11 protein-coding genes are annotated in these 13524 nt (G+C 40.7%); 3 read left to right on the forward strand and 8 right to left on the reverse strand.

Annotated elements, in window-relative coordinates:
- Positions 1-90 precede the first annotated feature (90 nt).
- A complete protein-coding gene (locus NO991_RS06155; protein ID WP_300546211.1) occupies positions 91-1443 on the forward strand; it encodes a DUF2254 domain-containing protein in 1353 nt (450 codons plus the stop codon).
- A 6-nt stretch (positions 1444-1449) separates the two neighbouring features.
- Here the strand turns inward: NO991_RS06155 and NO991_RS06160 are convergent, their stop codons facing one another.
- From NO991_RS06160 to ggt, 3 genes are all read right to left on the reverse strand, one after another.
- Positions 1450-2166 carry an SIMPL domain-containing protein gene (locus tag NO991_RS06160; protein ID WP_300417704.1) on the reverse strand — a complete coding sequence of 239 codons (717 nt, stop codon included), beginning with the start codon at positions 2164-2166 and terminating at the stop codon, positions 1450-1452.
- A gap of 133 nt (positions 2167-2299) precedes the next feature.
- The gene (locus NO991_RS06165) at positions 2300-3994 is read right to left on the reverse strand and encodes an NAD-dependent malic enzyme (protein WP_371351918.1); all 1695 of its coding nucleotides are present in this window, start codon (positions 3992-3994) and stop codon (positions 2300-2302) included.
- A gap of 174 nt (positions 3995-4168) precedes the next feature.
- On the reverse strand, positions 4169-5926 hold the full coding sequence (gene ggt, locus NO991_RS06170) for a gamma-glutamyltransferase (RefSeq protein ID WP_371351793.1): 1758 nt from the start codon (positions 5924-5926) through the stop codon (positions 4169-4171).
- Positions 5927-6011: 85 nt separating this feature from the next.
- On the opposite strand from ggt, the gene rrtA reads away from it, so the two are divergent.
- Together rrtA and NO991_RS06180 are read left to right on the forward strand one after the other, a co-directional pair.
- Positions 6012-6596 (forward strand): rhombosortase, encoded by a 585-nt coding sequence (gene rrtA / locus NO991_RS06175; protein WP_371351794.1) that lies wholly within the window; start codon positions 6012-6014, stop codon positions 6594-6596.
- A 52-nt stretch (positions 6597-6648) separates the two neighbouring features.
- Positions 6649-7242 carry a hypothetical protein gene (locus NO991_RS06180; RefSeq protein WP_371351795.1) on the forward strand — a complete coding sequence of 198 codons (594 nt, stop codon included), beginning with the start codon at positions 6649-6651 and terminating at the stop codon, positions 7240-7242.
- Positions 7243-7313: 71 nt separating this feature from the next.
- Here NO991_RS06180 and NO991_RS06185 read toward each other — a convergent pair whose 3' ends face one another.
- The 5 genes from NO991_RS06185 to NO991_RS06205 form a co-directional block, all read right to left on the reverse strand.
- Complete coding sequence (locus NO991_RS06185) at positions 7314-9806, reverse strand: prolyl oligopeptidase family serine peptidase (protein ID WP_371351796.1); 2493 nt, start codon at positions 9804-9806, stop codon at positions 7314-7316.
- Positions 9807-9911: 105 nt separating this feature from the next.
- A complete protein-coding gene (locus NO991_RS06190; RefSeq protein ID WP_300360042.1) occupies positions 9912-11075 on the reverse strand; it encodes an endonuclease/exonuclease/phosphatase family protein in 1164 nt (387 codons plus the stop codon).
- A complete protein-coding gene (locus NO991_RS06195) occupies positions 11072-12004 on the reverse strand; it encodes a YeiH family protein (protein WP_187489585.1) in 933 nt (310 codons plus the stop codon). The genes NO991_RS06190 and NO991_RS06195 overlap by 4 nt, the downstream gene beginning before the upstream one ends.
- Entirely contained in the window at positions 12001-12231 is a 231-nt protein-coding gene (locus tag NO991_RS06200) for a DUF2798 domain-containing protein (protein ID WP_054553885.1), read from the reverse strand. The genes NO991_RS06195 and NO991_RS06200 overlap by 4 nt, the downstream gene beginning before the upstream one ends.
- 144 nt (positions 12232-12375) lie before the next feature.
- Positions 12376-13524, reverse strand: coding sequence for a 5-(carboxyamino)imidazole ribonucleotide synthase (locus NO991_RS06205; RefSeq protein ID WP_371351797.1), 1149 nt, complete (start codon positions 13522-13524; stop codon positions 12376-12378).

A 13524-nucleotide genomic window follows, 5' to 3' on the forward strand; every position in this document is an offset into this window, starting at 1 on the left:
CGCTTAGCATAATTTATTGCTAGGCTGTTAAGTAAGTAGTTAGGTTAGCTCAGTATGATATTTAATGTCTAACAGTTCTTAAGGAAGTGCATGTTTACGCCAAGAAAAATCGCCGATAACTACCGCGAAATGATCAGTAGTATCGGATTTTACCCATCAATGCTCTCTGTGATGTTTTTAGTTTTTGGATTAATTACTACTGCGGTCGAGTACTCGTCATTATCAATGGAATTTAAAAAGCTGATTGGTGTGTTATTGGTCGATAGCGAAGAGAATGCCCGTACCATCCTCAGCACACTTGCCGGCAGCATTATCTCATTAACGGTTTTTAGTTTTTCTATGGTTATGGTGGTGCTTAATAGTGCCAGTGCCAGTCTTTCGCCGCGTGTATTACCGGGGCTTATTACCCGTAAGTCGCACCAATTAGTACTGGGGTTTTATCTTGGTAGTATTATCTACACCATATTAATGCTGATAAACATACGTACCATTGGTGATGGAGATATGGGTATTCCATCGCTTGGTATCTTCTTTTCATTGGTGTTTGGTTTAATTTCGCTTGGTTTTTTTGTGTTTTTTATTCACTCAATTTCAAAAGCAATTCAAGTCGATAATGTACTAAACGACTTATTTAAAAATACCAAAGGCGAGCTTAAATGCATAATTGACATGCAACAACAAAATCCTGTTGAGCATTTTCCTGAGTTTGATGACTGGCATAGTGTTAAAAGTAAAACAGAAGGTTACTTTAAAGGGGCACATAGCGATAAGTTGTGTGCGTTATGCCAACAGCACGGTATTAAAATTTATATTTCGGTTAAACAAGGCTTCTTTACAGTAAAGGGATACCCGTTTTTAAAGTGTGATAAGGATTTATCTGACAAACCTGAACTGGTAGAACAATTACTAGACTGCTTTATCTTTTATATCGAAGAATATATTAGTGACCATTACCGCTACGGTATGACACAAATTTCAGAAATCGCTGTTAAAGCTATGAGCCCGGGTATTAACGATCCCGGTACTGCGGTAAAAGCCATAGATATGTTGAGCATATTACTGATATTGCGCTTAGATATTTACGATGTGAATTACTCGCTTAAACGTTGCGAGAACAATCAACCGCACCTGTTTATTCACGAAACCTCATTCGATGAGCTGCTGCATGATAACTTCACGCCAATTCGTAACTATGCAAAAAATGACGCCTATGTAATGGTTAACGTGCTTGAGGCATTTAAAAACATATTGTTTAGAGCATCTGATAACAATAAAGCAACTGATAGCCTATTTGTTTATTTAGGGGCAATTATTGAAGATATAGATAAGCATATTAGTAATGAATACGACCGTGAGCAAATCACTAATATGCTAAAAGCGATTGCTCGTATTTCAGAACAACAAGGTGAAAAATTGCTGGCAAGGTTTGCCAGCAATCAATAAGTTAACTTAGTTTTCGATTAAATAAACCGCATAGCTGCTTGCGGTAATCGTAAGCTCACCACCATTGTATGCATCAGGTACATAGTTATCTGGTGCAGCTTCTGCCATAACCATTTTGCTGGCACGCATATAAGGTTGGCTACCTGTATCAAGTGGGCTACTTGAAGCTGTATAAAGACCTTTAAGCTCTACCCCATAGTCATTGGCAAATTCTTTCGCCGCAGCACGGGCATCTTTAATGGCTAGCTTTTGCGCTTGCTTTTGTAGCTCTTCGTACTTGCTTGATACAAATTGCGTTTGATTAATTTCATTAATGCCCGAATTCACTAGTTGCTGAAGCATAATTGGGTATTTTTTTATATCAGTTAAAGTTACAGACAGGCTACGCGTTACTCTATAACCTACAAACTCTTGCTTACCCGTTTCACGGTTATATTCTGTTTGGCGATTAATCGAGATATTAGACGCATAAATGCCCTTTTCTTCTACGCCTTGGTTTTTAGCGAGCTTAATCGCTTTCGCCATGGTTGCATCGGCTTTGTTTTTCGCGGCAATTAAATCTTTATCTACTTCAACAATACCTACTGTCAGTTTAACGTTATCAGGGATCGCTTTAACCGTTGCATTACCTTGTATATAAATATGTGGCGCATCAGGTGTTGCTTGTGCTAACACATTAAAACTAAGTGTTGCTGCCATAGCGGTAAAAACTAACTTACGCATAATACTGTTCCTTAATTTAAAACTCCGTTCATTATCACCTTAAAGGGTTAATTGAATATGAACAAGCCATTTTACAGATATAAAAAAACAGGCATAAAAAGCCTGTTTTTTCATTCACTAAAAGCGTTCTAGTTTAGATACTACGGCGCTTGTAGTTGCGATATTCTGGAAGCCAGTAGTTTTTCTCGATTGCTGCCCATAGCGCTTCATCGCTCAGCTCAAGTGCCACACCTTCTTCCATCGCTTTTTTCGCAACCGCAAATGCAATACGTTTACTTAACGCTTGGATTTCAGTCAGTGCAGGTAATAAGCTGCCTTTCCCAGTGTTTGCACGTGGTGAAGACTCAGCCAGTGTTTCACTTGATACAATTAGCATTGCATCAGTGATGCGCGTTGCTTTAGCAGCGATAACGCCTAAACCAATACCCGGGAAAATATAACTGTTGTTACATTGTGGGATTGGGAATGTTTGGCCGTTATACTCAACCGGATCAAATGGACTACCAGAAGCAACAATCGCTTGGCCGTTTGTCCATTCAATAACATCAGCAGGAAGTGCTTCAACTTGCTTAGACGGATTACTTAGGGGGAAGATAATCGGTTGTGGGCATGATGCGTGCATTGCACTAATAACCTGTTCAGTGAATAAACCAGGTTGGCCAGATACACCAATTAGAATGTCTGGTTGCGCACAGTGCATTACATCTAATAGTGATGCGTACTCACCGCTGTAAGTCCACTCACTTAAGCCATCTTTAGATTGACAAAGTGCTTGTTGGAAATCACGTAAGCCTTCCATACCTTCAGTAAGTAGACCAAAGCGGTCAACCATGAAAATTTGCGAACGCGCTTGCTCATCGCTAATGCCTTCAGCAACCATAGTACTAATGATTTGCTCAGCAATACCACAGCCTGCAGAGCCTGCACCAACAAACACAACTTTTTGCTCAGAAAGTTTTGCGCCTTTAACGCGGCATGCAGCGAGTAAAGAACCTACAGTAACCGCAGCAGTTCCTTGAATGTCATCGTTAAAGCTACAGATTTCATCGCGGTAGCGTTTTAGTAATGGCATGGCATTTGGTTGTGCAAAGTCTTCAAACTGAAGTAAAACACTTGGCCAACGACGTTTAACTGCTTTAATGAATAGATCTAAAAATTCGTCATATTCTTCTTGCGAAATACGTTTATGGCGAGCACCCATGTACATAGGGTCGTTAAGTAGTTTTTCGTTATTCGTACCAACATCAAGCATCACTGGTAACGTATATGCAGGGCTAATACCACCACACGCTGTATAAAGTGATAACTTACCAATTGGAATACCCATACCACCAATACCTTGGTCACCTAGACCAAGAATACGCTCGCCGTCAGTCACAACGATAACTTTTACTTTGCCTTTAGTGGCATTACGTAAAATATCATCAATTTGGAAACGATCTTCATAAGAAATAAATAGACCACGGGCACTGCGGTAAATGTCTGAGAACTTTTCACAAGCATCACCAACCGTTGGCGTGTAGATAATAGGCATCATTTCTTCAAGATGATCACGCACTAAACGGTAGTAAAGTGTTTCGTTGTTATCTTGAATAGCACGTAAGTAAATGTGCTTATTTAAATTATCGCTAAAGCTTGAATACTGCTGGTAACAACGCTCAACTTGTTCTTCGATCGTTTCATAACGCGGTGGCAGTAATCCGGCTAAGTTGAAATTTTCCCTTTCTTTTTGTGAAAAAGCACTGCCTTTATTTAATAGTGGCGTTTCAATCAGACCTGGGCCTGAATAAGGAATATAAAGATAATTTGGATCGGTATTTGTAGTCATATTTCCAAGCTTTGATGCGTCATAATTATGACCTGACATTATTACTCTTGAAGGCGAAATTGCAATGACATTTCACCTTGTCAGACCATTGAAGAAAATGAATTTTATGCCTTAAATGGCATTGCAGATAGTATACATGAAAACTCAGCAGCTTTAAGGCTGCTGAGCTTGTTTTTAGTGGCTTTTATCACTTAAAGCGATGCCTTCGCGGCGCGGATCGGCTGCGCCATAAAGTTTACCGTTTTTAACTTCAACAGCATGTAAACCAGAGTTTAAATCTAGGATACGAACTGTGTGTCCGCGGTTAACAAAATCAGCTTCAGCGTTGGCAAGCTCAGTGCCCTTTTCGAGACTTGTGTAATTATTACGATTAGTAATGCGCGGTAAGTTAATGGCTGTTTGCGCATCTAGGTTCCAATCAAGCACACCTACAACCACTTGAGCTACATAATCAATAATACGGCTACCACCCGGCGAACCAACCACTAAACGTAAGCTGCCGTCTTTGTTAAACACCATGACTGGCGACATAGAACTACGCGGACGTTTACCTGCTTCAACACGATTAGCCAATGGCTTACCATCTTTAGTTGGCGATAAAGCAAAGTCAGTTAGTTGATTGTTTAAAATATACCCGTTCACCATTACTGTTGAACCAAACGCCATCTCGATAGAACTTGTCATCGACACAGCGTTACCTTGGCTATCGACAATCGAAACATGGGTCGTTGATGGCAGCTCGTATGCATCATCTTGCGCGTATGCAACTGAGTTTGGCGGTGTGCCTGCTTCTGCGTGAGTATCTTTTTCAGAAATAAGTTTTGCGCGACCAGCAATATAGTTTTTATCGAGTAATCCTTGTGTCGGGATTGCCATAAAATCAGGGTCGCCCATATACACGTTGCGATCAGCAAACGCTAAACGTGATGCTTGGGTAAAGTAATGCAGAGCTTGAACAGAGTTTGGTTTAAGTTTAGCCATATCTTTATGTTCAAGTAAGGCTAAAATCTGTAATACAGCTACACCACCACTACTTGGTGGTGCCATTGAGCACACTTCGTATTGGCGATAATCAACACACACAGGTGCACGCTCTTTGCTTTTGTAATCGGCTAAGTCTTCAACCGTTAATGTACCCGGTGCAACTACTGAGTTTTGCACTGCATGCACAAGCTCTTTAGCGTTTTCACCTTTGTAAAATGCATCAATGCCCTGTTTCGCTATATCTTTATAAAGCGCGGCAAGTTCAGGATTCTTTTTCACGGTACCTACAGCAAGCGGTTTACCATCAGGGAAGAAGTAGTCACGAATAACTGGTAGCTTAGTGACCCCAGGGTTTAATTCTTTAGCCAATAATTGATGTAAACGCGGCGACACAATAAAGCCTTTATCAGCCAATTCAATGGCAGGGCCAAACAAGGTTTGCCACTCTAACTTACCGTAACGCTTATGGGCAGTGGCAAAGGCATCTAAAATACCCGGTACACCAACAGAACGACCACCTACAACGGCTTCAATCCATTTTACGGCTTTACCGTGCTTATCTAAAAATAGTGTTTCATCAGCATTGCTTGGAGCCGTTTCACGGCCATCAAAGCTAGTTAGGCTTTTTGTTTTGTTGTCGAAGTACATCATAAATGTACCCCCACCGATCCCCGACGATTGCGGCTCTACCAGTGTCAGTACTAATTGCGTTGCAATAGCAGCGTCAACCGCTGAGCCGCCTAGCTCAAGCATTTTTTGCCCTGCTTTTACTGCATAAGGGTTTGCTGCTGCGACCATGTACTTATCGCCTTTAACAACCTGCTTATGAGCAAATCCCGTTGCAGCTTCAGGTTCGCGAGTTTCAACTTTTGCAGGGGCTGCGAAAATAGCAGTTGAATAAATTAATGAGGTGGACAGAGCTAACAGCGCTTTGGTTTTGAATAACATAAATAAACTTAATCCCGTAGTGTATTTGGCATCTTAAAATTAAACGTGCACAATAGGCGACAATCTCAGATACACCAAAAATAACATGATAAACCTGCCCCTGAAACTAGAATATATTCTGCCGCCACTGTGTTTAGTACTACTTAGTTCCTTGTTTGCACTTTTCAACTTAAATGAATATCTTGAATTTAACCGTGAGTTAGTTGCAAATGGTGAATTTTGGCGCATTTTCACTAGCCAATTTGTGCATGCTAATTGGCCACATCTAGGCTTAAATTGCGCCGGAATTTTATTAATTTGGGCTCTACACGCTGAGCATACAAGCCCTGCTCGCTATGCGTTTAATATTATTGTTCTTGCACTGTGGTGTGGATTAGGTGTGTGGCTATTTTGCCCAGATATCCAAATTTACACCGGATTAAGTGCCCTGTTGCACGGTGTGATCATTTGGGGTGCAGTTAAAGATGTACAAGCAGGCATGCTATCAGGCTGGTTATTGTTCGCTGGTACTTGGGCTAAAGTGATTTGGGAGCAAATAGCAGGCCCGAGTGAATCGGTGACTCAGTTAATCGCCTCTAATGTTGCCATTGACGCCCACTTTATCGGCGCAGTTGGCGGCACACTACTCGCTTTGCCTATCTTCATTAAAATAATAAAAAAGCGCGAGTAACCTTACTGGCTCTTTACAACTGCTCTTTGTTAACTTGAAAAAGGAATTTTAGATGAATGAAAATAAAGGAGATATTTACCTTCGCATTATCCTATTTTGCCTTTACGGGCCTCTATTGGCTGGGCTATTTGGCCAATTGGTAAACTTAAAATTTGTTTCACCAACGTTTATGGCAAGCCTTGATAATATTTATTACATCATAGTATTTTGCTCACTTTGTATTGGGTTTTGTCTGTTGTTAGCAAAATACAGTATCGTTAAAGAATCGTTTAAGAATAAAATTATTGATCATTTGACCCTTATTCTTAGTATTTTGTATTCATGCTTAATGTTCTTTGGCATTGGTTTACTTATATTATTCAACATCATGTTTAACTCAAATACTGATTACGTTCACCAAGAACAAGCATTTGAATATCGCACCTTTTATGTCTACACATCAGACCCTGGAGCTTTTGGAACTGCTCACCATTATGTGTATTTAAAGTGCCCTGTTTCGTTTAATCGCTATGAATTGGAGTTAATAGCTAATCTATCATGGATGAAAGACTATAAAATGAGTTTAGAGGGTGATAGTTTAATTTTTGAAAACGACTCAGAAGAAGGTAAGACAGTACTCGATGTGAGTGAATTTTACTGCAAATAACCCTTATAGATAAATTCGATTACAAATAAAAACAGCCACTTAAAGTGGCTGTTTTTCATTTACGCTATTGATTAAAGCGTTTCATTAAATAGCTTATGAATACGACGGTATTCATCTAACCAGCTTGATGGTTGTACAAAACCATGCGGCTCAACTGGGAAGATCGCTGTTTCAAAGTTTTCTTTTTCAAGCTCAATTAAGCGTTGTACTAAGCGAACTGAGTCTTGGAAGAATACATTGTCATCAACCATAGGCGCATTAATTAATAAACGACTCTTAAGCCCTTCAGCAAAGTAAATTGGTGAGCTCTTTTCATAGGCAATTGGGTCAACATCTGGGTGGTTTAAGATGTTAGACGTATAAGGACCATTGTAGTGAGCCCAATCAGTTACCGGGCGAAGTGCAGCACCTGCTTTGAATAAATCAGGTTGTGTGAATAGCGCCATAAACGTCATGAAACCACCGTAAGAGCCACCATAAGTGCCTACAGCTTGTGTATCTACGTTTGCGTTGTCTGCCATCCAGCTTACGCCGTCTGCTAAATCTTGGATTTCAGGTGTACCCATTTGACGATAAATAGCTGTACGCCAATCACGGCCGTAACCTTTTGATGCACGGTAGTCCATGTCCATTACTACGTAGCCTTCTGAAGCCAGTAGTGAGTGGAACATAAACTCGCGGAAGTAACCAGACCAACCCATGTGTGAGTTTTGTAGGTAACCAGCACCGTGGTTAAAGATAACCGCTTTACGGTTTTTACCTGTTTCACCTTCTTTATAATCAGCTGGGTAATATACTTTTGCGTAAATTGGCTGATCAGTGTGGCTTGAAGGCACAGCAACAATCTTAGGTGCGATCAGTTTCTTGGCTAAGAACTCATCAGAAACCGTGTGCGTTAACTGCGTCGCTTGAGTATTTGCTTTTGCATCAGCAACATAAAGCTCAGGCGGCGACATAATTTTTGAGTGAGTTAGCAATAGTTTGCTTTCATCTGGGCTTAACTGGTAATCAGTCATACCATCAAGGTTTGTTACTTGCTCAGATTCACCGTTTGCAGGGTTTACACGATAGATTTCGTAAAGACCTGGGTGCTCAACGTTCGCTTTGTAGTAAATCGCTGAGTTATCAGCTGTTAACGTTAAGTTAGAAACAACAAATTGGCCATTAGTTAGCTGCGTTGCTTTACCATTAAGTGGCTTTTTATAAATGTGGCTGTAACCAGACTCTTCAGATAAGTAGTAAAGCGTGTCTGAGTTGTTCAACCAACCAAAATCGTTATATGCATAGTTAACCCATGCATCGTCGTGTAAGCGGTGCTGCGAAACAAGTTTGTTGTTTTGTGTATCAACAGTAGCTAACCAACGGTCTTTGTTGTCCCATGCTTCAAGCATTAGTGCCACTTGTGAACCATCAGTGTTCCATTGGATTGCACTTTGGTCCCAACCCCAATCCATCATTAAGTTGATGGCACGTGGTGCTTTTTCAGACTTATAAGTTTTGCCATCACGGGCGTAGTTTTCTTTCTTAACAGCTGCAAGTACATCTTCATCAAAGCCAGGTAAGGTATCGAATGCAAGCGTTGTTTGCTCGCCTGATTTAAGGTCGATGTAAACTACATCTGAGCTGATTGGTTTTTCATCAGCAACACGGCGGCGTACTTTTTCTGCTTTAACGCGTGCATCATCGGCAATGTAATTAGGCATGATATCGCCTTCATCGCGCCATGAACGGCTTTCTGTGGTTACTGCAACAAGTGCTTGGCCATTTGGTGAAAGCTGTACATCTGCTAAACGCTTACCTTTACCTAAATAAAACTGTGCATTAGCAATGCTGTCGTTTTGCTCGTTGATTTGTGCTTTACGCTCTTCACGATCTTTTTTGTTTTTGTGCGTAAGCGCAATGTAATCAATTAGTTTGTGCTGCTCTTTTGCGATGTAAGTGTCTGGCTCTTGTACACCTTTAGGTGCATCGTCTAGGTGTAAGTTAACTAATTCAACTTGACGACCCGTTGCTAAATCAACTTTATAAAATGCATTACCTTGGCGATATGCAAGGCTACCATCAGTTAAAAACTGTGGTTTTGATTGCTGTGCGCTATCGTGAGTGATTTGTGTAATTTGCCCATTGCTTAGGTTTTTAACGAAGATATTACCTTCAAATGCATAAGCCTGTTGTTTTTTATCTGCCGAGTAAACGGCATTTTTAGCGCCTACAGTGTGTAGTTTGTTTAACGCTAATTGTGATGCAGATTGGCTATTTACCGCTTGAACGTATAAATCGCGTAACTCATTGCCTTGTTGCTTTTGTGCATAAACGATGCTGTTAGAATCACCATTCCAGAAAGCACGCTCAGGTTGACGGCCTAACCAATCAGGGTGAGCCATTGCTTGCTCTAACGTGATTTCAGCTGAACCTGTATCAGCAGGAGTAGCAACTACTGGTGCTACATTGATAACTTGTTCTTCAGAAGGCGTTGAGGCGGTTGATTGACAACCTGCTAGCATGAAGCTAGATGCGACTGCGAGAGCCACTAACGTTTTATTAGCAGTGGTTTTGAATTTCATAGTGCTTCTTACGGGTTATTATAATTCGCCCTATTTAAGCAGAAGCACTGATGAAATAGCAATTTTTATAGGATAAACAGCCAAACTTTTCCGTTTAATAACAGCTTATTTTAAGCTGATATCAAGCCATACCATACGGTGATCAGATGATGCGTTACGATCTTTAATTAAACGGAACAGTTCAGAGTTTTTCTGTGGCCAAAAAACGCCACCACCGTTTATTTCAATACCATAATTTGAAGGTAAAACGTAATCAGCACGAGCCTGCCAATAAGCGGTATAGTTTTTAGCGTAATCTTCTTTATACGATTCTTTTGCACCTTTGCTTGTTGGCGTAAAAGAGGTATTCACTAATGGATTTTTTAAAATTTGGTCTGTGGTATTCGGGCGTGCCTTACCCCCTTCTGGCGCAGCATTTAAGTCACCAACAATAACAAAACGGCTTTTCGCTTTTAAGCCACCTTTTTGACCTTTATCATCGTAAATGTAGTTAGCATTGTTGATGTAATCTGCAACTAGGCGTACTTCATCGTGGTTACGCTTACCGTTACGGTCTTCGTCACCATCAAAAACAGGCGGCGTTGGGTGCGATGCAAGCAAGTGAAACGTTTTACCTTTTACATCTATTGGTAAATCCCAAAAAGACTTAGAACTTAGGTGAATTGCTTGCCACTCTTCAGCTGAATACCAGTTTTTACCTGTTTTGGGGTCGATAGGCATTTGTGCATTTGGCATATCTTTGTATTTGAATGTTTGTAATGTACGCGCTTTATCTAAATCGATTGGGTAGCGAGACAATACAGCCATTGCATAATGCCCCTCAAAGAAGCCAAAGCCGTGTGCGTCGCCTTTGTAATGCCCCTTTACACCATCGTTGTCTAGGTCAAACTCAGTAGGTAAACCAGTGTTAACAGGTGCAATAAAGTAATACGGGTAATCGATGGCAACCTGCTTATTTTGCGATACTTGCAGGTAGTTTTTACGAAATACGTTAATGCCTTTGTCGGCATCAATATAATCAAATTCATTGAGTAAAATAACATCTGGTCTTACGCGCTGAATAATTTCGGCAATGTTGCGAATTTGCTGGTGGTTGCTCGCTAATGCTTTACTTAAAGCATCTTTATCTATTGCTTCGCCTTTTTTAGCATAGTTGGTTGCATCCATACTCACATTAAAGGTAGCAACACGTAAATCAGCAGCCGATACATTGTTAGCAAATAAGCCTACAGCTAGTGCTATTGAAGAAGTTAATAAAGCGTTTTTCATGAAATAAATCCGTCTACTATAAGTAGTAAAATAATACTGCTGACAATGATCCATAAGATCATCGCCATGATAAAAGGTTTAATGCCCGCTTGTTTTAAGACTGAAATAGATAAACCACTACCAATCAAAAATAAGGTCATTACTAAAACTTGTTTAGCACCCACATTGAGTGCATGCCACAGTGTTTGATATTCAGGAAAGCTTGAATTAATCAGTGCCGCCGCTAAAAAGCCAAATATAAACAATGGGATACTGGCTTTTTCATCCGATTTCCAAAAAACACCCGCGATGCTTGTGTAAGGGATTATCCACATCGCTCTAGTTAGTTTAATGGTTGTGGCAATAGCAAGTGCTGATGCGCCATACGCAGCGGAAGCCCCCACTACACTACTGGTGTCGTGAATAGCAAGTGCAGCCCAAACACCGAATTGTTGCTCAGTCAGGCCAAAGTAATGACCAATCATTGGGAATAACACTAAGCCAAGGGCGTTTAATAAAAACACCACAGCGAGTGATATAGCTACTTCGTGATCTTTGGCCTTTATAACCGGCGCCATTGCTGCAATGGCGCTACCACCACAAATGGCGGTACCAAAAGAAATAAGTACACCGGTGTTTTTATTTAACTTAAATAACTGAGATAAAATTTCACCAAGGCCAATAATAGCGGTAATACTAACAATAGTAAGCACAATAGAGCTGCGACCTACTTCTATAACTTGATTAAAATCAACAGCAAAGCCTAAGCCAATCACCGCCAACTTTAGCATCCATTTACTTATTTTTTGTGACTGCAATGCAAATGGGTTGCCTAATATCATGGCAAATAAAGCACCGACGACAAGTGCCGTAGCAGAGCCAACAAATGGTAATGCTGATACTAAAAATAGTGCAATAAATAGAAACTGCTTTGGGCGTTCGGCTATCACAACGGTGCTCTGATAAGTTTATTGGTTAGCTTATGCACCACAGGTGCAACAAATATAACAGTAGGAAACGCCACACAAAATGCAAAAGCCCATGCTTTAAGCCAAATGGTTGCAATGTTATCGATTAAACCAACGTTAAAAATGCTGATCACTAAAGACATAAATCCAGACATAAACAGCGCCATAAAGAACGCAAATACGACTGTTCTTAATCGAGGATGTAACATAACGATCTAATATTAATATAAAAATATTAGTCTATAGCAAGATGACCCTGACGCAAGTGCTTTGAGACAAGAGGTACAAAATTAGCGAAGTTTGCGGGTAATTAAAAAGCCGAGATAAACTCGGCTTTTAAGAATTTAAACTGATTAGTTTAAAATAAGTTGAGTGCTGGTATCAGCTACTCCTGGGTACTCTTGCTCTGGTAGAATTTCAGCCAGTGCCGCTAAACGTTCACCTAATTGGTGAAGGTTATCAGCCGATACATTGATATGACCCATCTTACGACCTGGTTTAGCCGTTTTACCATACCAGTGACTTGTAACGTCTTGCGTTGCCAGTACTGAGTGTGGGATTGAAGGCTGACCAAGTACGTTGATCATGGCAGTAGGACGAAGACACGCTGTACTACCTAATGGTAAACCTGCAACAGCGCGCATGTGGTTTTCGAACTGTGAGCAATGTGTACCCTGCTGTGTCCAGTGACCAGAGTTATGAACGCGTGGCGCAATTTCGTTAACTAATAACGTACCTTGTACGTCAAAAAACTCAATTGCTAATACACCCACATAGTCAAGCTCTTGCGCTAACTTGTTAAAAGCAAGCTCTGCTTGTTCTTGAATTGCTGCTTTTTCTTTACCCGCAACTGAAAGCGTAAGTACACCATTGGTGTGTTGGTTTTCAGTCAATGGATAAATAACGGTGTTACCCGCTTTGTCGCGTGCACCAATGATAGATACTTCACGGTCAAATGGGATCATCTTTTCAGCGATAATAGAATGCGGCGCACTTTCAGTGCCTGATGCAATGAAATCTGCCATTTCTGACCAAATTTGGTCAATTTGATCATCAGACTTTAAGCGCCACTGACCTTTACCATCGTAACCTGCTTGGCAAGTTTTGATCACAAGCGGCTTGCCTAAACGCTCTACGGCAGCAAAAAGGTGCGCTTTTTCTGTAATTAGCTGGTAAGGCGCGCATTCAACATCTGTTTTATCAAGTAATGCTTTTTCAAGTGCGCGATCGCCACCTGTTTTAATTGCCGCTTTACCCGGATAAAACTTATTGCTTTGACAACATAATGTAAGTACATCATCAGGAATGTGTTCAAACTCTGCTGTAATCGCGTCTGCGTTATCAATAGCTTGTTGTAATGTGCTGTTATGAACTTCACCAGTTAATGGATGAATGATTTTTTCACTACCCACATCGTAGGCAACAACATTTAAATCAAGCGGTGCACCCGCTAAGCTCATCATACGAGCTAACTGACCTGCACCTAAAATTAGAATATTCAT

It is taken from the genome of Pseudoalteromonas sp. DY56-GL22, from assembly GCF_041414715.1.
GTDB classification, from domain to species: domain Bacteria; phylum Pseudomonadota; class Gammaproteobacteria; order Enterobacterales; family Alteromonadaceae; genus Pseudoalteromonas; species Pseudoalteromonas simplex.